Below are 20,310 nucleotides of genomic sequence, written 5' to 3'. Positions count from 1 at the left end.
TGGGAATATAAGAAATGGAAGGGCTTTTACAATCTTTTCCTTGACGGTCAGCTTGACTTATCAATTATAATTTGATACTATTGATCTCAATTTTGTGATCCTTAAGATATCATTTTCATTTATGCGTACCGTATTCAGCTCGCTTTCAGGCAATTTAAGAATTTCTCAAACATTTAGATTTGAGGGAATGGTTTTAAACTTGATTCCGGCTATAAGTGCGGGTTTTCCATCACCAGCAGCTGATTTTATAGACGTTAATATTGACCTCGGAAAGGAGTTAATAAGGAACCCTTCTTGTACCTTCTTAGGTCGGGTACGAGGAAATAGCATGCAAGATGTTGGAATTAACGATGGTGATATTTTAATTATAGACAAGAGCTTACCCCCGTCAAACGGGAGAATAGCTGTTTGCTTTCTTGATGGAGAGTTTACGGTGAAACGAATTCAGTTCGAAGAAGACGGCTGCTGGCTGGTTGCCGAGAACCCAAAATTCCGGCCAATTAAGGTCACGCAGGACAATGATTTTCTGATCTGGGGCATTGTCATCAACGTAATTAAATACCTGTGACATGTTCGCACTGGTGGATTGCAATAATTTTTATGCAAGCTGTGAGCGCCTTTTTAGGCCCGACTTAAACGGAAAGCCCGTCGTTGTGCTGAGTAATAATGACGGTTGCGTAATAGCGCGGTCTCAAGAAGCGAAAAAGCTTGGGATAAACATGGGAGCACCTGCATTTCTGTTTACCAAACAATATAAAGAGCATGACATTCATGTTTTTTCCAGTAACTACGCCCTTTATGGCGACATGAGTAGCCGGGTAATGACGTTATTATCGCGCTATACGCCTGACATGGAAGTATATTCAATCGATGAGGCATTTCTTAAATTTGAAGGATATGAATATTTTGATGTAAAAGAGCTTGCGCGCGAGATGCGCAGCGTGGTTACTAAGGGAACTGGCATTCCAATAAGTATTGGCATAGGCCCTACCAAAGCGCTCGCTAAAATGGCGAATAAGATGGCAAAGAAGTTTCAGAAGGCGACAGGTGGAGTGTATGTAATCGACAACCAGGACACGCTGATTAACGTTTTAGCTTTCTTTAAAATCGGCGATGTCTGGGGCATTGGTCGGGCTCATGAAAAACGGTTAAGGGCGATGGGCATTGAAACCGTGCTGGATTTTACATTGATACCGGAAGATTGGATTAAGAAAAACATGTCAATCGTTGGCTTACGCTTGCAAAAGGAACTGGCTGGCATGAAGACACTCGACTTGGAAGACACCAAGGCAAAAAAGAACATTGCCGTTACACGTTCATTCAATGAAAACTATACGGAATTTGATAAGGTAAAGGAGCGGGTAATAACATTTGCCACGATATGCGCAGAACGCCTCCGGAAACAAGATTCATGCTGTAACGTCATTCAAGTGTTTGTGCAAACCAACAATTTCCGGCCCGAGCAGCCACAATATAACAAATCCATTACCATTGACCTGCCTTTCCCAACAAACAGCAGTATAGAACTTGCTCACTTTGCTGTTGATGCGCTAGAAAAGATATATAGGGAAGGCTATGCATATAAAAAAGCGGGCGTAATTGCCATGGAATTCACTCCTGAGGCATTTAAGCAAAAGATGTTATTTGCTAATTCCGACCCGCGGCATGCCCAATTGATGGCCGTTGTAGACAAAATGAATCAGGCTTTGGGGCAGCAAAAAATCAAACTTGCTTCTCAGGATTTGGATCGCGTATGGAAAATGAAACGGGAAAAACTCTCGCCCAGGTATACTACAAGGCTCGACGAGATCATAACCATCCATTGCCTGCCACCAAAATGCGAGTAAAAGGCTTTCAATTATGTAACCTTTTGAATTTTAATTGTGTTACAATTACCGCATACCAAACGAATACTGTCAATGTGTTATCACGTATCCAACGAAAGTGACGCCGAACAATTGAAGATAGATTTTAAGCTTCCAATGGACAAAGTAGAGCAGTTTAAAAAGCGATACGATTTCAATGGATTCGAAAAACCATTTCTTCCAGTAATTTCGAAAGAAAATCCCCGGTTAATTGACATGTACCGCTGGCGTCTGGTTCCTCACTGGGTGAAAGAGGAAAAGGATTTCAAAGCCAATACGTTAAATGCACGTAACGACGAATTGTTCGACAAGACGTCTTACCGGCAGTATTGGGAGAACAGATGTCTGATCATTTGCACGGGCTTCTTTGAACCGCACTATCCGGACCTAAACGGAAAGGAGCATGAAAGCTGGTATATTAAGCCGAAGAATAGAAAATACTTTGCTCTGGGTGGTATTTACTCAGAATGGAATGGAGTGAAGACATGCAGCATTGTAACGACTGACGCCAGCCCGCTATTGGCAGAAGTTCATAACGATGGGAAAAGACAGCCACTCATATTACAAGGTGATGCTGCTATGGCATGGCTTGTGCCCAATCTAACTCAGGATGAAATGAAAAGCCTGATGGCTTACCAATATCCCGATGAACAATTGGAAACATATCGGGTGATCGACGGAATTTACAATGCAAAGCTAAATACCAACGTGCCTTCGGCAATAACGCCCTACGAGCGGCCTGCATTTGATACACTGTCTTTGTACGGGCTTGATGATGACAAAGGCAGTGATTAAACCGCGGATTCTTCCTGCTCCGCCGCGGAATTTGCGAGCGCAGCAAAGATAATCTTATGTTGAAGTATTGCACGCTCGATTGCCAGCTCTTCATCCGGAGCCCAGAACACACCACCTATAAGCCACTTTTTATCAGGGTTCTTTGTCTCAGCTTCCTGCATTTCGACAACCCAATCATAGGCCTTTTCAAGTGTATCTTCTTCCCAACTCCGAGCGAAAATATCGGCTGGCCCAAAAGGAGTTCCGTCTGGATTGAGTAAGACGTAGAAAGGAGCCATCCCCATTTCGATTAGTCGGGCGTATTTATCGACTGGCAAAGTGTTCTGATCCGACGGCATCGACTTAACGGTTACGCCTCCTTCTATGAATTTATTGAAGTACTCGGCCAGGCCTTCAGCTAACCCCAAGTCACTAAAAGCTGCAACTGGCTCGGATTCAGAATCGTCATCCGAAAATAGTACATGAATTTTGTCAAATTGATTCTCCATTTTTCAATATTTGAAACGTAACCCACCACCACTATGAACTCTATAATTTCCACCCGAGAAATGAACATACGCAGGCGGACTATTATGTGGTTTTAAAATTATATAATAAATGTTCCCCTGATGCTCAATATCGCCAACTTCAAAAGTAAGATCGGTTCTTCCGAAATGTTGAAGATGTGCATGCATGAACTCGACTACCTCATGCAAAGTCTCGCCTTGCTCAGCTATTATCTCCTGCCGAGACCAGGCCATCCACTCCTTATGACCTTCGTAATTTTCGTCAATCGTGACCATAATACCTACTAGTTTCGTGAGAACTCTTTTTGACTAACGGGAACTCGGTTAATGGGTTGAAAAAAACGTCATCCTTAAGAGAAGCTATCGCCATAACTTTTCCATCCAGTATGATTACTTTTATTAGCTCACCTTCCATTTCCCTTGTGGCAGTTACGCCAACGGTCTGCATACAGCGCATTACAAAATGCCCGAAAAAATCTGTTCCTTGGTTGGGGATGGAAAGAAACGCCTCCGGCCCACCAAATACAAAGTAGCCCTCATCGACTTTAATTTCCATCGAAGCAGAAAGTGCAACGGAACCTATCGCTTCTCCGATCGTCGCATCGTCAATTACATGAATTTCAAAATCTATGATTTCGGCGATAATCGCTTCTGAAATATCAAGCATATAATGTTAGGTTGAATTAATGGTTTGCTATAAAATAACCCTGCCCTATAAATTTACTTCCCATAACCTTATGAAAAGAATGCCGCTGTGCTAATTTTGAAGTTTCATCCAAACATTGAAATCATGCCAGAAGTACCTGAACTTAACATTGTGGGCCTTACCCTCGAAAAGCACTTCAAAGGTCAAAAATTCAAGCGATTAGAGGTGCTTTGGAAGAAGCGTGTGAAAGCTACTGAAGAGGAATTTAACGACGCCTTGAAAGGCGGAACGCTGCATTCAGTGGGGCGTAATGGGAAAGAACTTCATCTAAAATTTGATAATGGTGCAGTCCTCGGGATCCACATGATGTTAACGGGCAAAATGATTTTGCTACCTACTGATCAGAATTTGAAGAATCCAATTTTCGAACTGACATTTGAAAATGGTGCTGGTATAATTGTATTAGACGGACTGGGCCAAGCAAAGCCTATTCTAAATCCCGAGATCCCATCAATACCTGACATCATGGGTGACGATTTCACTGAGGAGTACCTAAGGAAAATCCTGGCAAAAACAGGTGGCAAAATTAAAGAGGTTATTCAAAAACAGGAATGGATCCGGGGCATAGGAAGTGCATATGCAGATGAAATTCTTTGGTCAGCAAAGATCTCGCCATATTCGGTTGCTAAAAATATACCATCGGCCAAAGTAAAAGATTTATATGAGGCGATCCGTAACGTGACTGTTGAGGCGACAGCAGAGTTAGAGAAACTGAAGACTTCAAGCGATGTTTTTGAAATGGAAAACAAAGATCACCGTTACGTTCACAATCCAAAGAAAACTCACTCGCCAGATGGGGAAGAGATAATAGTTGGCAAGCTCGGAAGTGGAAAGACGTATTATACGGAAAGCCAAACCCTATACTAACCATTCAAGTGGGAAGAAATTTGATTAATGGCACAGATTGACCTTGAAATAAACCAATCCAACCGGATACTCATTTCTCAGTTCTTTTCCGTCCCCTACCTGTTATAATGCCTAAAAACGCTATGGCAATGGAGGGATACAATTTTATAAGAGAGGTTGAGCAGTTTGACACTGACTCATATTTGCCTCACCTGGGATGGATTGCAAAGGATATAACCACACTTAAAATCTATTCGAAATTTGACTCAACTTACTTTTATCTCCATGATGAAGTACAGAATAGATTATTTGAGTTTTCGGCAGAAGAGCCCACAAAGTTGAAGTCAACGGAAGAATACAATAAAGTTGTCGAACAATATTTCAAATACAGAGGATAACAAGCATTAAAAGAGTCGACGCTAGTCAGACATATGGCTTGGTATCAATCCGCCTAAATCAATGTTACTTTCAATGTTAGTAAAGCAAAAAGCACTTAGCAAATTAATGCTAAGTGCTTGATTTTCAAGAGCCCCCAGTCGGGATCGAACCAACGACCTACTGATTACAAGTCAGTTGCTCTACCAGCTGAGCTATGGAGGCCTCTTTTTACTTTCTGATACCGTTTGTTATTCCGTTATCATGGTGCAAAAGTAGTAGGAAAGGCTATACAGCGCAACATTTAGCGCTAAAATTTTTCAACTTTTTTTCGAAAATTATATAGCTTCCTGAATGATAGATAGTTGGTGTTTCAAGTCATTCAGCTGACTCAGCGCACTATTTATCTTCCGTTCGAATTCTGCTTTCAACCGGTCCGACGTTTTTGACTTCGCAAAGAATTCAATATTGTTCTGCCAAAGCGCAATGTCGTTTTCAAGCTGCGTAATCTTGCGGCGGATATCGCTTTCTTTTCTGTAAAGGTTACGGCTGCTATCGCCATCCCTTACCAGTTCCACTTCACTCTCCAAAACCGCCTGCTCCTTTTCCTTGCTCGACAGCTGGCCGATTGCGCTTACATATGTGTTGATCGCCGCAATATATCTTTTCTGGATCGTCTGCATGTCCTTTTTAGGAACAAAGCCAATAGACGACCACTCGCCCTTGAACGCACTTAGCAAGTTCAATGTTGACTCGTCCTTGTTGTTGGCAGCCGCCTCAATTCTTTCGATCAGATCGACTTTCTTTTTCAGGTTGCTTTCAAATTCTTCTTCAACCTCCTTATTCTTGGCGCGTTTCTGATCAAAATAGGCATCGCAGGCCTTTTTAAAACGCTCGTAAATAGTGTCTTTGAATTTTTCAGGCACTTGTCCGATCCCTTTCCAGCGCTTTTGAAGATCAATGATCTTCTGAGTTGTTGAAGGGTTATCCTCACCCGTCTCCAGAATAGCTTCTGCTTCCGCGCAAAGCTGGTTTTTCAATTCCAGGTTTTGCTCGCGCTTCGATTCCAGCTGACGGAAAAACTCTCCTTTGTTATTGAAGAAAGTTTTCAATGCTGCCCAGAATTTCTTGCTCAGATCCTTGCCCTCTTCACGCGGCATAATGCCTTTCAACGCAACCCACTGATCCTGGAATGCCATTATCTCCTTTGTCTTGGCATTCCATTCCTTAATGCTGCCCGAATTATAAGTCGTGAAGGGTGTTATTGCTTCGTAGATTTTAAGCTTCTGCTCGTAATTTTCCTGCATCGACTTCTTCTGCTCTGCAAACTGACCGCGTTGCGCATTATAAAGCACGTCAAGTGCTTCTTTAAACCGCTGCCACAACTTTTCCTGGTCTTCTTTTGGTGCCGGGCCAAGGTGTTTATAGTCTTCGAAAATGTGATTGGCCTCGTTGAGGATTTCACGCGTCATAGGACGCGTTTCCAGCGACTTGCCCAATTCCTCCACCTTTTCGCAAAGCTCCGCTTTCAATTCAGCATTGCGGCGGCGATCCAGTTCTTTCAACTCGAAGTAAATGTTCCGGTTACTGAAATAACGATCGATCAGCGCGTTATAAGTTGCCCAAAGCGTTCCGTTGTGCGGAGAAGCAATGTTACCGGCCAGTTTCCATTCTTCCTGGATCTTCTTAAATTCTTCCCAGCTCGATTTCAGCCCGGAAGCATCGGTTTCCTTGCTGCCTTCGTCTTCTAATAATGTACGCAGACGTTGCAGCAGAGCCGTTTTTACATTAAAATTCTTCTCTTTTTCTTTTTCCTGCCCTTGATAGTAGCTGTTTTTCAAACCCCGGATCTCGCGGCTCAAAGCATCTATTTTCTGGGTTTCCGCGTCATATTTGTATTCAAACCCCTCTTCACCGCCATTTTCTGCAACAAATGCTGCCAGGGCCGTTTCTTTCTCCTTTTGTTTGATCGAATCAAGGACCGGACGGATTTCTCTCGCAACGGATTCCGCTTTTTTCAATGCAGCTGGTTTTGAACCTTCCGCATTGATAGACGCCAACTCATTTTCCAAAATATTCACAAGCTGTTCCTTAGACAACTGGCTGTAATCCACGTCTGGCACTTCCTCCTCATGTTCTTCCGTCAACTCATTGTTAAGATCAATTTCAAGGGTGTCGATAGTCTTTTGTGTCAGGTCTTCCTGCTCATCGCTTTTGACCCCTTCTTGTTGTTCTTGTGCCATCGTGATTCTGGTTTCGTACGTACGTCTCTTATGGATTACAAATCTAATAATCTTTCCTCTGAAATGGCTACTTTTGGTTTCTTAACATTGAACATATTAGCATCCAATGGACCATAATATTGCCAAATTACGACAGGATTATAATTTGAAGGGTTTAGATGAACAGGATTTGGACCCTAATCCCTTCACACAGTTTAAATTATGGTTTGACGAAGCACTTTCAGCAGGCGTTGTGGAGCCCAATGCAATGGTCCTCAGCACGGTTTCAGACGGTCGTCCCTCGGCAAGAGTTGTGCTTCTGAAAGACCTGGATCAGGCCGGTTTTACATTCTTCACCAACTACGAAAGCAAAAAAGCAAAGGAAATGGAATCGGACCCGTTTGTGGCGATTACGTTTTTCTGGAAAGAGCTGGAAAGGCAGGTCCGGATCGAAGGGAAGGTTGAGAAAACGACGAATCAGGAATCAGCCGAATACTTTGCCGTGCGGCCGCGCGGGAGCCAGATCGGCGCATGGGCATCCACACAAAGCGAGCATCTGGCAAGCCGCGCTGAGCTGGAAGAACGGACACTACTTTTGGAACAAAAATTCGAAGCTGCCGAGGTGCCGCGCCCGCCACATTGGGGCGGTTACCGAGTGATCCCGCATTACTTCGAATTCTGGCAGGGACGGAGCAGCCGCCTTCACGACCGCCTTGTTTATGAGAAAACGGATGAAGGCAGCTGGGAAATCGAAAGATTATATCCCTGATCCTTTCTGAGGCTTTTCAGGAAGTGATTTCAAAACATATTCGCCGAGCGGCGACAGCGTATAACCTGGTTCGTGACTAATCGTCAGACCCAGGTTTTTTAGTTTTCTGACATTGGTCTTTAACCATTCCTTTTCCTTGTTCACCTTTGCTGCCAGCGCAACAGCCGGTAATTTTGGGTTATCCTGAATCGCTTTTAACACTTTGGTCGTCCATTTGCCCTGGTTGCTGAACTTGTCCAGGTTAAGGAGCTTTTCTTTCAGTGCTTCCAGCTCTTCGTTCGTAATTTCCTTTTGTTCTCTCTGACCAATGCGCGGATCAGGGCTTTCGTAGCCAAGTTCGATCCGGTAAATGGCGCCGTTCGTGACTTTTTCGAGTTCGCTCGTTACCGCTTGTGCGTTTTCATAACCGGCAAGCCTGGCATCCTCATCCGTTATTTTGGATAGTTCAGTTTCTGCAAGGTCCGTAATCTTCACTACCCCAATGCTCGTCTGGAGCAGGCTGCCTTTCCTGATCGAAAGCTTTTTCCATTTGCGGAAAGCAAGGGAAACGTTTCCGGACATGATGCCTTCGAGGTGTTTTTGTTTTATCAGCATTGTATTTTATTTAACAAAAAAGAGACTGCTATTTACAAGCAATCTCTTGATATTGAAAGTGTTATTTCTAAATTGATCAGCGTTCGCTCATAGGAACAAAATCCCTTTTCGGAGCGCCTGTGTAGATCTGACGCGGACGACCGATCGGCTCTTTGTTCGCACGCATTTCTTTCCACTGCGCTATCCATCCCGGAAGACGGCCGATAGCGAACATTACTGTGAACATATTCGTAGGAATGCCTAATGCACGGTAAATGATACCCGAATAAAAATCGACGTTTGGATAAAGTTTTCTTGATACGAAATACTCATCCTCCAGAGCCGCTTTTTCCAGTTTCTGGGCAATTTCCAGAACCGGATCATTGATGCCCAGTTTATTCAAAACATCATCCGCTGCCTTTTTGATAATGCGTGCGCGCGGGTCGAAGTTTTTGTAAACACGGTGTCCAAAACCAAACAAACGGAAGCCGCTTGATTTGTCTTTGGCCATGTTAATGTATTTCTGCGTGTCGCCGCCATCGTTTTTAATAGCTTCCAGCATTTCAATTACTTCCTGATTTGCACCACCATGAAGCGGGCCCCAAAGTGCGCTGATACCGGAAGAAATAGAAGAATAAATGTTCGCATGGGAAGAACCAACCAGCCTAACCGTCGACGTAGAGCAGTTTTGCTCATGGTCTGCGTGCAGGATCAGCAATTTGTTCAACGCTGCCGAAACAACGGGATCCACATTGTATTTCGCTACGGGCAGCGAAAACATCATATTCAGGAAATTGGAACAATAATCCAGGTCATTCTGCGGATAATTCACCGGATGCCCCTGCGATTTTTTGTAAGACCAGGTTGCTATCGTCGGCAATTTGGACAGCAAACGAATAATATGCAGCTGCGTGATCTCTTCTGAATTGGTATCAAAAGTTTCAGGATAAAAAGCACTCATCGCGCTCACCAGCGACGAAAGTACGCCCATAGGGTGTGCATTTACCGGAAATCCTTCAAATATCTTGCGCATATCCTCATTCACGAGGGTGTGCGTCCTGATCGCGTGCTCGAATTCCTCAAACTCCTTCGCCGTAGGAAGCTCTCCGTAAATAAGCAGGTAAGCCACTTCCAGAAATGACGACTTTTCAGCCAGATCCTCAATCGAATAACCCCTGTAATTCAGTATCCCTTCTTCTCCATCCAGAAACGTTATAGCGCTTTTTGTTGCGCCTGTATTTTTATAACCTGCATCAATTGTAATATACCCTGTCTGGTCACGTAATTTGGCAATATCTATCGCTTTCTCCTGTTCACTTCCTTCTATAATGGGGAACTCGTACTTCTTACCTTCAAGGGTTAATTCAGCTATTTGGGACATATTAATGGGAATAAAATTAAAAAGGTTAATGACAAGATATAGGTAAATCGGGTCAATTCAATCCAAAGATTTTCCGTGCTCCTGATTTACTTATCCAACAAATTAATTTTGTGTTAATTGAACGCAAGAGTAACCATTTCCTGATCCGACACAAGCCGCAATATCCTAAAAAACTGTGTACTTTCTATTATTATCCATGTTTTATTTGTGCAAAATCGGGACTGGGGCAATAATATTTCACAATTTAAAGTAAATATGATATTATTCTATTGAAGACATATATAAGCGAAAATAATGCAATTGGCAGGCGTTAAGCTTCCTTATCCTTTGTCCATTTCAGAGTCGGATCCGTCTCTACATACCTGGGCTTGCTCAGTATCTGCTTGATCAGGTAACGCCCGAACAACCCGGCCAGAATAACCGGCAGCAGGTGAGCGCCATAGATAAATGCTTTGCCTGTAATGCGATAGGAAAAGGTTGAGAACGTGAGATAAACGTAACCAAACCAAAACACCGCAATGCCCAATAACCAGCTGTAATAAATGGTAGCCGGCTTCCGGTCTGCAAACCTCCTTATCAATTCACAAAGAGCCAGCGAAGCGCCCACAACGAGCAAAACCGTCAGCAAAGCCCTCGGAAAATTCCGGATGTAAACGTGCTTATAAACCATCACACCGAGCTTTCCGATCAGGTTGGGATGTGCAAGCAAGTAGGCATCGGTTACACTCAGGACCAACAGCAGCAAAAGGCTGCTCACTTTCTTATTCATTTTAGTATGACGTCTTTTAGGGTAAACTACTCTTATTTCAATGCTAAATATTGCTGATAAAGCGAAGCTACGGTTGCTGCATGCTCGTCCGCACTGCGTTCACTATCAAGCCAGTGGATATGAATGCCGTCTTTTTCCATCTTCCTGAAAAAAGTCATCTGTCGCTTTGCAAAACGGTGGATCTCCGTTTCCAGGCGCACCACCATTTCCTCGTATTGCAGTTCGCCGGTCAGATATAATGTGATCCATTTGTATTCCAATCCATAATAGATCAGCTGCTCTGCTGTTAAGCCTCGTTCCAGCAATGCCTTAACCTCTTCAATCAAACCATGCTCCAACCTCGTCCGCAATCTTTTAGAGATTCGATCCCGCCTGATTTCCACCGGAGGATTTAAACCAAAAACAATGTAACCATAGGCAGGCTTCTCTGTACATGCTTCCTCAGCAGGATTATGCGTCAGAAACTCGGATATTTCAATGGCCCGGATCAATCGCTTTCTGGTCGAAGTGTCCGCAAGTTGCTGATAAGCAGTTTTATAATGCTCAAATCGTGCTAGTAGCAGTTCTTTCGGCAATGCTTCCAATTCTGTCCGGAGTGCCTCATTCACCGGAATGGAGGCATATGCATGACCTTTGAGCAACGACAGTATGTAAAAACCAGTTCCGCCGCATAGGATTGGCACATGGCCGTTGGAAAGAACCGTTTCATATGCCGTTTCAAAATCCTTTTGAAACGCATTGACATTATACTGCTCGCCAGCATCCATAATGTCGATCAAATGATAGGGGATTTCTTCACCATTCAGCTGATATTCAGCAAGATCCTTTCCGGTTCCTATGTCCATATCCTTGTAAACCTGCCTGGAATCCGCGCTGATTACTTCACCACGCAACATAGCGGCAACTTTCACGGACAAATGTGTTTTGCCGGAAGCAGTTGGCCCCAATATCACGAGCAGCGGAACGGCGGTTTGGTTTTCAGACATTTAATCGGGCAATTTATAAGTCTTAACAAACTTAATGCTGCCAGCATTATAGATCGCAATGGCGCCCAGACTTGACTTTGTGGTTCTCGTCATATCCTCGGGAGATAAATAAAATTGCATTGGATGCGTTTCAGAAATTCTTTCAAAGCCAATCTTCTCATAACCAGCCCCCTCCGACCATTCCCGGTCCGCATAAGTCATGATATCATCCGGATTTTTCTCCCTGACAAAAGCCATAAGCAGCTTGTCCAATCCGCCCGAAATATTTGTCCCCAGCAAGCTTGCAAACCGCAACAGCTCAAAAGACCTGAACGGACCATCTTCTCTGGCAAAAACACGCGGCGCACTGAATGTTGCAACCGCTACAAGCAGTTCCTCTGATTCTCGATCACATTTAAAATCGCTTTTTAAAACCCGGAAATAACGTTTGGGCAGGAATAAGCCAAATCTGGTCTTAGAGCTAACCGAAGCATTCAGGTGATTTTTTTCTAAAAAATGAGAAGCCGTTTCCTGGTCAATTCTTCGGACCTGCGTGAGCCGGGCGGCAATTTTCTGAGAAATTCCCAACATTGCGCTTATCCGGGATTTCACGACCTGCGGCTTTTTAAGCCAGTAATCCTCCCAGATCAAAACTCGTTTTTCACCGGTTTTCCGCCTATTTATTAAGTCACAAAATTCAAGCTGCCAATTGTCGGGGGAGCCGCTTTTTTGCCAATCTTCGAGATTAACGAGCACAAGGTTTAGCGACCGCCCGTTGTCATTCCTGATCTCAATATGTGTCGCAAATGCTGTTTCCAGATTTATGTCACACCACAAATGCATTCTACTAAGCCATTTACAGACTTGTTCGCTGAAAGATTGCATGGTGATCGGTGATGACGGGACTGGCATAGGTCGGCAAGTTAGCCGCAGATTTAATCAGTAACAAAAAAACGCGCTCAATGAGCGCGTTTTGCAACTTATTCGATTGACTAGGAAATTACTGTCCGCCCAATCCGAAGATCACACCCACATTAACCCCACCGAAATTGGAAGTCGATTCGAAATCAATGTTATTAGCCGATCCCGTTGTTGATCCGTGGTTTTTATTACCGAAAACGAAATGGTAAATTCCTTCAACCTGAATACCGACGTTGCCGAAAGCAAAAATCAAACCTGCACGCGGAGCCGCACCGAAGTTGCTGTGTTTTGAAGATTCAACGATTGTATTTCCGTTGAACTTAGCGTCGTATTTTGAGAAGTAAATACCGGCATCACCGCCAACATATGGCCTGATCACGCCTTCTGTAAAAAAGTAGTCAATCGTTCCGGTTACCGGCATCAACCGGCCCGTTGAGCTGAGCGTTTGCCCTGCCACCGTATAATCGCTTCCATCTGCGTAAATTTTACCAGCAACACCAAACGCAAAGTTGGGCGAAGTAAAAACCCGCAGGTTCACCCCACCACCGGCAACGGTTTTAGAGTCTTCCACATTGGATTTGGCAAGTCCGCCTTGCAGTCCAAGTGAGAACTGGGCATAACTAACAGAGCTGATGGTCAGGAAAAATGCCGCCACAGCCAACGAACGAAATAATTGCTTTTTCATAACTGATATAGATTACTGATTGTTAATGCTAAGGACATTACGAATATCAGTCCATATCAGAAAAATCTCATTGCGAATAAGCGTGAATGCTTAGCAGACAATGCCTTACAACATTGGCAAATCACAATTATGCTATTCGGCTTACAATAATTGCTGTGCAAATTATTCCTCAGCACGCCATTTTCCTGGGAAATTTGGCGTCAACGATGATCCATTATGCAGAGCGCGCCGCCTCCCACCCGATCAATGCCTTCTTGCGAAGGCTGCCCCAACGGTATTCTCCCAGCATTCCCTCCTTGCGGATCACGCGATGGCACGGAATCAGGTAAGCGATCGGGTTGTCGCCAACTGCGCTTCCTACCGCCCTTACTGCTGCCGGATGGCCGATGCTTTGGGCGATCTGCTGGTACGTGGTCACCGCGCCTTTGGGAATGCTCAACAAAGCTTCCCAGACTTTGAGCTGAAAGTTAGTCCCCTGAATCAGCACAGGCAGCTTTTCTAGCGACCCCGTTGCCGGTTGGAAGATACGGTCAATAAAGCTTTTTGTAGAATCCTGGTCATGCTGAATGTTGGCGTAGTGCCACTTTTTGGCCAATGCGATCAGTTCCGCTTCGCGGCTGGCCTCATCCACGAACGCCATGGCGCAGATTCCGCGGTCCGTTACTGCGATAAAACAATCGCCAAACGGTGTAGGATGAATGCCGTAACGAATGGCCAGCCCCTTGCCCGAAGTTTTAAATTCCTGTGGAGTCACCGCTTCAATGCTGATGAAATGGTCGTAAACCCGGCTCTGGCTGGAAAGACCGGCTTGTTCCGCGAGCTCAACGAGGTTGGATGTTTCCCGGATCTTTTCTTTAAGATATGATGCAGTGATGAATTGAAGGAATTTTTTAGGGCTCACACCTGCCCATTCTGTGAAAACACGCTGAAAATGAAATTGACTAATGCTCACCTCCTCAGCAACTTCGAATAATGAAGGCTGTTCTTTTGCGTTGGCGACGATGAACTCGATGGCTTTGGCAATTTTGTCGTAATTATAATTTTCCTGGTTCATGGGATTAATAATTTGTTATACAAAATTGGCCTCGAATCTACGGTTACCCAACCTGAAACTTGCTCAAAAAGCCACCATTCACACATTTCAATTTTTAAATTAAGTCCCTTAACCCTTATATTCACGATGTTATTCAAACGCAACATTCCTACTAACGACCACTAATCATGAGGTTTTTCGCAATAGCAATCTTCGCTTTTTTCGTCGGCATGCACCAGGCACAAGCCCAGAATTTCAAAGCCGAACTGAAAAAACTCGATTCGGAAATTAAGGCAGCCTATAAAAATAAGAAATTAACCGAGCTTGAATATTCCAAATTACAGCGCGAACAGGATGTTATCCTGGCAGCGATAGAAAAGGCTCAGGCTGATGACATTGTGACACCGGACGAGAAAAATAAGATCCATTCAAAAATCGTCCGGTCCAAAAAAAGGCTCGCCAAATACAAGACGAACCGGGAAGTTTATTAAGCCAAAGCCAATGTCAGACTGAGCGGACTTCGGCTCCGCTCAGTCTGACATTGGCTTTGGCTTTGCTTAGTGCGACATTGTCGCTAAGTGGTTTTTTAGTAGTCTTTTTTGCCGTCTTTTTTCGCTTTTTTCTCTGCGCGTTTTTCTTTCAGGTTCTTCTCAGGCTCTTTTTTCGTGCTTCCCTTGTCGAGATTTTTACCCTTTGCCATGACTATTGAATTTTTGAGGTTATGATGATTGAATAACTGTAAAACTATAAAAAAATTACTTTTTCGTAATCCAATCCATGATATGGTTGGCCCTTGCTCCTGTTTCTCCTGTGCTGGGGCAAGTCCCTTCGCCTCGTAAGGTTTTCACAATCGAATCAATCAAAGGCTGTTGGACGTGCGGCGGATACGGAATGTTAATGACCTCCGTTCCGGATTCTGTTTCGACTATAATGTCAAATTTTTCAAAAAACGAAAAGGTGATCCTGCCTGCGGAACCAATGATTTGCGCCTGATCCTCGCGCTGTTCCTTGTTGATGGTATAGCACCAGCTTCCATGGCCCAGCACACCGGATTCAAACTCATAATTGGCGACGACGATGTCATCCGCTTCATATAAACCCGCCTGGTTGCGCGCAATCCCGGAAGCATACTTAACCGGTCCAAACACAAATTCTAGGAAATCAAACTGGTGCGAAGCAAGGTCATGAAAATGCCCGCCACCTGATATTTTTGGGTCGACACGCCAGCGCGGTTTCCGGTCGGCACCGACTTCTTCCTCATAAGGCTGCCATTGCAGGCAAATGCTGACAAATCTTACATCACCGATTATCTTACTGTCAATCAATTCTTTAACCTTTAAAAAATAGTCAAGCGAACGCCTGTAAAATGCCACAAAAACAGGCACGCCGCTTTCTTTACTGAATGCATTGATCCGGTCGCATTCAGCGCCATTTAACGCCATCGGCTTTTCAATGTAGACAGGCTTACCTACCTTCATAGCCTTTATCGCCAGTTCTTCGTGCGCATCCGGCGGCGTGGCAATGTATATCGCGTTGATTTCCGGGTCGTTAATGAGCTCGTCGGCATCCGCATACCATTTGGGAACATTGTGCCGGGACGCATAGTCGGCTGCTTTTTCGGCATCGCGCCGCATAACAGCGACAAGGCTGGAATTGGCAACTTTGTTAAAAGCCGGGCCGCTTTTGACTTCGGTAACATTACCACACCCGATAATGCCCCATTTTATCTGATCCATAAGCAGGATTTTTGTTTGAAATTATCGCGATTCAGCTTTGAACTAATCGTTAAGCATAATAATTATTTAATTGGATAAATCTACTTTAAAACGAAGGCAACATTCTATTACAAAACATGGAAATACAACCCAATAACCCGCTTCACGGAAAGACCCTGGAAGCAATTTTGAACGAACTGGTTGAATATTATGGCTGGGAACAAATGGGTTATCACATTAATATTAATAGCTTTCAGTTTGAGCCGAGTGTTAAATCCAGTTTGAAGTTTTTAAGGAAAACGCCGTGGGCAAGGAAAAAAGTAGAAGACCTGTATTTGAAAATGCTCGAACGCAAATGACGTGAGCGCAATTTTTTTGATATGAATAACAAACCTGAATCGATCTAAACTTTTTTAATTATGCCATTCGTAGATTATTACCAGATCCTTGGCGTAGATAAAAACGCGCAGGACAAGGACATAAAGAACGCTTACCGCAAACTGGCCCGGAAATATCATCCCGATGTAAATCCGGACGATAAAGAAGCTGAAAAGAAGTTCCAGGAGCTAAATGAAGCCAACGAAGTGCTCAGCGATCCTGAAAAAAGAAAAAAATACGACCAGTATGGTAAAGACTGGCAGCATAGTGATGAGTTTGAAAGGGCGCGCCAGTCCCGGGCCCATTCGTCACGCCAGCAAGGCCAGTGGCAGACAGGCGGCAATGATTTTTCGGATTTTTTTGAATCCATGTTCGGTTCTTCAAGCGGCTTTGGCGGCGGCAGGCAGCGCACTTTGCGCGGCCAGGATTACCAGGCCGAGCTGCACCTGACATTACAGGAAGCATATCATACGCAAAAGAAGACGATCACGGTTAACGGCAAAAACATCCGCATTACCGTTCCCGCAGGCATTCAAAACGGCCAGACGATCAAGATCGCAGGCCACGGCGGTCCGGGTGCCAGCGGCGGCCAGAATGGAGATCTTTTCATCACATTCAACATTGCTGCCGACGATAAGCTCCGAAGGACCGGCGACGACATTCATCAGAAAGTGGAGCTCGACCTTAAAACTGCATTGCTGGGCGGTGAACTGATCATCGAAACCCTAAGCGGAAAAGTAAAGCTTCCCGTTAAGCCCGAAACGCAGAATGGAAGTGTCGTCAGATTAAAAGGAAAAGGTTTTCCTGTTTACAAAAAAGCGGACAGTTTCGGGGACCTTTATGTAACATTTGATATAAAAATTCCCGAAAACCTGAACGAGCGCCAAAAAGAACTGATTGCCGAAGCCTTCAACAATTAATCGTGCGGTCTTGGATAACAGCGTATCTTTGGGCAGTTTTTAGAAGGCGGCGAACCAGAAAAGCCGCCTTACAATCCTTATTTTATGAAATTCGAAGATTACCACATTGCCTCCGAGATCAAGCGCAGCCTCGATACAGCCGGGTTTAAAAAGCCCACAGACATTCAGTTCAAGGCTATTCCGGCGATTATGAAGGGCGAGGATGTATTGGCCATTGCGCAAACGGGAACGGGTAAAACCGCCGCCTTTGCGATTCCGGTCATTGATAAATTACACAAACAAAAAGTTTCCAGCCGCTCAGAAGGGATCAAATGCGTAGTGATGGTCCCCACTCGGGAACTTGCGATCCAGATCACCGAAGTTTTTGCGAAACTGGCGCAGCATACGAGGGTTAAGGCATTCAGCGTTTTTGGCGGCGTAGAACAAGGTCCGCAAATCGCACAATTGGAAAAAGGCATTGATGTGCTCGTTTCCACACCCGGGAGAATGTTCGATCTGGTAAGTCAGGGCCACATTAAGCTCGACCGCATCGAGATCCTGATCCTCGACGAAGCCGATCATATGCTCGACCTGGGTTTTATTAAAGACATTCAGGATCTGATCAAATTTCTTCCTAAGAGCAGGCAAACGCTCTTTTTCTCGGCCACGATCAATGAGAAGATCAAGAAACTCGCCTATTCGCTTGTAAAGAATGCCATACGCATCCAGATTTCCCCTAATGACCGGGTTGCTAAGAACATTACCCATTCGGTTGCTTTTGTCGAAATGGATGACAAGCGATTTTTCCTGGAACGCGTCATCAAAGAAAATCCGGATAGCAAAATCCTCGTTTTTGTTCGCACAAAAGTGCGTGCCGAAAGGGTTTTCAATGCGCTGGAAAGAATGGAGATCAAGAGCTTAACCATTCACGGCGATAAGGAACAAGCCGACCGGCTTACAGCATTGAACGAATTCAAGAAAGGCAATACCAAAGTGCTGATCGCCACCGACGTCAGCGCCAGGGGAATAGACATTGCCAATGTTGATTATGTGGTGAATTACGATCTTCCTGAACAGGCCGAAAACTATGTGCACCGGGTAGGCCGCACAGGACGCGGAACGCAAAAGGGCCGCGCCGTGTCATTTTGCAGCCCTGAGGAAAAACCGATGCTTGAAGAAATTCAAACCTATCTCGACAAACCCATCGATGTCCTGAACATCAGCGCCACGGATTATTCCCAAACCATCGACTTCACCGCCGACACAACCGACGATCTGAAATCGCTTATGAAAGAAGTTGAAGCGTACGAAACGGCCAAGAAGAAGAAAAAGAAGAACTAATGTTCGGATTACGGCACGAAAAAAGGCTTGCAGGTTCGCTGCAAGCCTTTTTTATAAGGTTAAAAACTCCTAAAAGATCTTATTCTTCGATTTTATCAGCAAGGATCTGTCCGCGAATTTCACCGTAAATGTTGTTTACGCTCGGGATGTTAACATACATCATTCCCAGGATCAATTGTGTTTGTTGCTCAGTATTCAGCTTCTGTGTTCCCTGAACCTGGCTGCCTGTAGGCTTATCAGCCAATGTGAACACCAACGGACCTGCCTCCCATGATGGGCTTGCTGTGTGGATGTTTACAGAGGTCGGTGTAACGTTCTGATAATTAATGTTGTATTTCAACTCCATGGTGGCTTTGTTGTATTCAAAAACACCTGTGCCTTGTCCAGCGGAAGTAGCTTTTGGAACAGTAGCACTACTATTTATAACTGCGGAGAACTTCACAATGTCATCTTTGTGAGGACCTTCCTCTTTGCAAGACGACACAAACCCTAACATTACAACTCCTGCGATCAATAGTAAAAAACGTTTCATTGGCTTTTTCATACATCGTTAATTTAAAAAAAAATTTGTCCTAAATATATATAAACTTATCTCGTTACAAAAATGATACCCGCACTGCACTCAAATATTCCAAAGGTCACTTTTACGTATATACACGATCCGGTTGTTCCATATAACCCGGTTCCAGTGGTCCACAGAGCCCACAATTGTCAGCTTATGCCCCTTTCCTACCCGATCGATAACCGGGGCCGCCGATGACGGCTCATCTCTCAGGAACGTATTTTCGTTAATGATAATGCAAGTCCGGTAAAGCGACGGCACGTTGAGAATACCCAGTAACACAAGCAGATACACGACAATTGACACCTTGTGTATTTGCATTATCGGCTCGCCTCTCCGAACTTTTGTAACCATTATTACCACTATGTACGTCCCCAAAGTTAGAAGCAATATTGGAATGTAATCACCATATCTTCTATAAAAAATTATAAAATAGTTGTAATCGTCGAATTCATAGCCGGTTAGATTCTGTTCAGCCGCCAGCTTATCCATTTTTTCAAAAAGGCGCCGCGACGGGTTTGTGAGGGCGAGTTTGCTTAGATAAAAAAGGCAATCGGTGTAGTTATTTGTCTTTTCGGCCAGAAAAGCCAGTTTGAGAAGCAGGCTTTGGTTGTTTTTTTCGTCTTCGCTAAAATTTTTTTTATAGAGTACAAGTGACTCGGGGTATCTTGCCATAGCAAACAGAGAATCAGCCGTTTTTAGCTCTTTTTTATTGGCTGAAAAGGCTGTTTCAGGGGCTATGACAGTTCCCAAAAAAATCCAAATTAACAGGTATTTCTTACTCAGGGCTTGCATTATACTTTTTTGAATTCTACTTTTGCATCGCAATTACGGAAACGCCCCGTGCAAATCCAATTAATAAAGAAAGTTGCAAAAACGATTCCGTAGCTCAGCTGGTAGAGCAATACACTTTTAATGTATGGGTCCTGGGTTCGAATCCCAGCGGGATCACTTGAAGAAATAGCAAACGCATCAAAAGCCTGCAAATCAATAGATTAGCAGGC

The 20,310-nt window shown here is 44.3% G+C and carries 22 protein-coding genes and 2 tRNA genes; 10 read left to right on the top strand and 14 right to left on the bottom strand.

All coding sequences use genetic code 11. The features are described from left to right. The first annotated feature begins 121 nt into the window (after positions 1-121). From L0660_RS05640 to L0660_RS05630, 3 genes are all read left to right on the top strand, one after another. A complete protein-coding gene (locus L0660_RS05640) occupies positions 122-568 on the top strand; it encodes a LexA family transcriptional regulator (RefSeq protein WP_235158527.1) in 447 nt (148 codons plus the stop codon). A 1-nt stretch (position 569) separates the two neighbouring features. Next, positions 570-1,847, top strand: coding sequence for a Y-family DNA polymerase (locus L0660_RS05635; protein ID WP_235158526.1), 1,278 nt, complete (start codon positions 570-572; stop codon positions 1,845-1,847). A gap of 72 nt (positions 1,848-1,919) precedes the next feature. Beyond that, positions 1,920-2,660, top strand: a complete 741-nt coding sequence (locus tag L0660_RS05630; protein WP_235158525.1) for an SOS response-associated peptidase — start codon at positions 1,920-1,922, stop codon at positions 2,658-2,660. On the opposite strand, the gene L0660_RS05625 is transcribed toward L0660_RS05630, so the two are convergent. Together L0660_RS05625 and L0660_RS05620 are read right to left on the bottom strand one after the other, a co-directional pair. Next, positions 2,657-3,148, bottom strand: a complete 492-nt coding sequence (locus tag L0660_RS05625) for a hypothetical protein (RefSeq protein ID WP_235158524.1) — start codon at positions 3,146-3,148, stop codon at positions 2,657-2,659. The two genes, L0660_RS05630 and L0660_RS05625, sit on opposite strands and share 4 nt — an antisense overlap. Positions 3,149-3,428: 280 nt before the next feature. Further along, positions 3,429-3,833: a hypothetical protein gene (locus L0660_RS05620; RefSeq protein ID WP_235158523.1), complete on the bottom strand. Its 405-nt coding sequence runs from the start codon at positions 3,831-3,833 to the stop codon at positions 3,429-3,431. A gap of 123 nt (positions 3,834-3,956) precedes the next feature. Between L0660_RS05620 and L0660_RS05615 the strand changes: the two genes are divergently transcribed. After that, positions 3,957-4,739, top strand: a complete 783-nt coding sequence (locus tag L0660_RS05615) for a DNA-formamidopyrimidine glycosylase family protein (protein ID WP_233797691.1) — start codon at positions 3,957-3,959, stop codon at positions 4,737-4,739. 506 nt (positions 4,740-5,245) lie between these two features. Here the strand turns inward: L0660_RS05615 and L0660_RS05610 are convergent. Both L0660_RS05610 and L0660_RS05605 read right to left on the bottom strand, forming a co-directional pair. Further along, positions 5,246-5,318, bottom strand: a tRNA-Thr gene (locus L0660_RS05610). Positions 5,319-5,431: 113 nt separating this feature from the next. Then, the gene (locus L0660_RS05605) at positions 5,432-7,336 is read right to left on the bottom strand and encodes a DUF349 domain-containing protein (protein WP_235158522.1); all 1,905 of its coding nucleotides are present in this window, start codon (positions 7,334-7,336) and stop codon (positions 5,432-5,434) included. Positions 7,337-7,442: 106 nt separating this feature from the next. Here L0660_RS05605 and pdxH point away from each other — a divergent pair, with 106 nt between their 5' ends. After that, positions 7,443-8,084, top strand: coding sequence for a pyridoxamine 5'-phosphate oxidase (gene pdxH, locus L0660_RS05600; RefSeq protein WP_235158521.1), 642 nt, complete (start codon positions 7,443-7,445; stop codon positions 8,082-8,084). On the opposite strand, the gene L0660_RS05595 is transcribed toward pdxH, so the two are convergent. From L0660_RS05595 to L0660_RS05565, 7 genes are all read right to left on the bottom strand, one after another. Next, on the bottom strand, positions 8,073-8,678 hold the full coding sequence (locus L0660_RS05595) for a hypothetical protein (protein ID WP_235158520.1): 606 nt from the start codon (positions 8,676-8,678) through the stop codon (positions 8,073-8,075). The genes pdxH and L0660_RS05595 overlap by 12 nt on opposite strands. Positions 8,679-8,754: 76 nt before the next feature. Next, positions 8,755-10,038 carry a citrate synthase gene (locus tag L0660_RS05590; protein ID WP_235158519.1) on the bottom strand — a complete coding sequence of 428 codons (1,284 nt, stop codon included), beginning with the start codon at positions 10,036-10,038 and terminating at the stop codon, positions 8,755-8,757. Positions 10,039-10,348: 310 nt separating this feature from the next. Then, the gene (locus L0660_RS05585) at positions 10,349-10,807 is read right to left on the bottom strand and encodes a hypothetical protein (RefSeq protein WP_235158518.1); all 459 of its coding nucleotides are present in this window, start codon (positions 10,805-10,807) and stop codon (positions 10,349-10,351) included. A 32-nt stretch (positions 10,808-10,839) separates the two neighbouring features. Continuing rightward, positions 10,840-11,793 carry a tRNA (adenosine(37)-N6)-dimethylallyltransferase MiaA gene (gene miaA / locus L0660_RS05580; RefSeq protein WP_235158517.1) on the bottom strand — a complete coding sequence of 318 codons (954 nt, stop codon included), beginning with the start codon at positions 11,791-11,793 and terminating at the stop codon, positions 10,840-10,842. After that, entirely contained in the window at positions 11,794-12,684 is an 891-nt protein-coding gene (locus tag L0660_RS05575; protein WP_235158516.1) for a hypothetical protein, read from the bottom strand. It lies immediately after the preceding gene. A gap of 88 nt (positions 12,685-12,772) precedes the next feature. Beyond that, positions 12,773-13,378 carry a hypothetical protein gene (locus tag L0660_RS05570; RefSeq protein WP_233798202.1) on the bottom strand — a complete coding sequence of 202 codons (606 nt, stop codon included), beginning with the start codon at positions 13,376-13,378 and terminating at the stop codon, positions 12,773-12,775. Between the two features lie 214 nt (positions 13,379-13,592). Further along, positions 13,593-14,432, bottom strand: coding sequence for a methylated-DNA--[protein]-cysteine S-methyltransferase (locus L0660_RS05565; protein WP_235158515.1), 840 nt, complete (start codon positions 14,430-14,432; stop codon positions 13,593-13,595). Between the two features lie 167 nt (positions 14,433-14,599). Between L0660_RS05565 and L0660_RS05560 the strand changes: the two genes are divergently transcribed. After that, positions 14,600-14,902, top strand: coding sequence for a hypothetical protein (locus L0660_RS05560; RefSeq protein ID WP_235158514.1), 303 nt, complete (start codon positions 14,600-14,602; stop codon positions 14,900-14,902). A gap of 264 nt (positions 14,903-15,166) precedes the next feature. On the opposite strand, the gene L0660_RS05555 is transcribed toward L0660_RS05560, so the two are convergent. Next, complete coding sequence (locus tag L0660_RS05555; protein ID WP_235158513.1) at positions 15,167-16,147, bottom strand: Gfo/Idh/MocA family protein; 981 nt, start codon at positions 16,145-16,147, stop codon at positions 15,167-15,169. A 116-nt stretch (positions 16,148-16,263) separates the two neighbouring features. Here L0660_RS05555 and L0660_RS05550 point away from each other — a divergent pair, with 116 nt between their 5' ends. The 3 genes from L0660_RS05550 to L0660_RS05540 all read left to right on the top strand — a co-directional run bounded on the left by L0660_RS05550 (position 16,264) and on the right by L0660_RS05540 (position 18,744). Beyond that, positions 16,264-16,485 (top strand): VF530 family DNA-binding protein, encoded by a 222-nt coding sequence (locus L0660_RS05550; RefSeq protein ID WP_026633021.1) that lies wholly within the window; start codon positions 16,264-16,266, stop codon positions 16,483-16,485. Positions 16,486-16,545: 60 nt separating this feature from the next. Beyond that, positions 16,546-17,424, top strand: a complete 879-nt coding sequence (locus tag L0660_RS05545) for a DnaJ C-terminal domain-containing protein (protein WP_235158512.1) — start codon at positions 16,546-16,548, stop codon at positions 17,422-17,424. Between the two features lie 84 nt (positions 17,425-17,508). Continuing rightward, the gene (locus L0660_RS05540) at positions 17,509-18,744 is read left to right on the top strand and encodes a DEAD/DEAH box helicase (RefSeq protein ID WP_233798197.1); all 1,236 of its coding nucleotides are present in this window, start codon (positions 17,509-17,511) and stop codon (positions 18,742-18,744) included. Between the two features lie 79 nt (positions 18,745-18,823). Here the strand turns inward: L0660_RS05540 and L0660_RS05535 are convergent, their stop codons facing one another. Together L0660_RS05535 and L0660_RS05530 are read right to left on the bottom strand one after the other, a co-directional pair. Beyond that, positions 18,824-19,288, bottom strand: a complete 465-nt coding sequence (locus tag L0660_RS05535) for a CHRD domain-containing protein (protein ID WP_233798196.1) — start codon at positions 19,286-19,288, stop codon at positions 18,824-18,826. Positions 19,289-19,366: 78 nt separating this feature from the next. Then, complete coding sequence (locus L0660_RS05530; RefSeq protein WP_235158511.1) at positions 19,367-19,981, bottom strand: SH3 domain-containing protein; 615 nt, start codon at positions 19,979-19,981, stop codon at positions 19,367-19,369. A gap of 203 nt (positions 19,982-20,184) precedes the next feature. Here L0660_RS05530 and L0660_RS05525 point away from each other — a divergent pair. Beyond that, positions 20,185-20,257 (top strand) — tRNA-Lys (locus L0660_RS05525). The last annotated feature ends 53 nt before the right edge of the window (positions 20,258-20,310 follow it).

Origin of the sequence: Dyadobacter sp. CY351 (assembly GCF_021502625.1) — a bacterium.
Classification (GTDB): domain Bacteria; phylum Bacteroidota; class Bacteroidia; order Cytophagales; family Spirosomataceae; genus Dyadobacter; species Dyadobacter chenhuakuii.
Note: the sequence above shows the minus strand (reverse complement) of the source record. Positions and strands in the feature narration are given on the sequence as shown.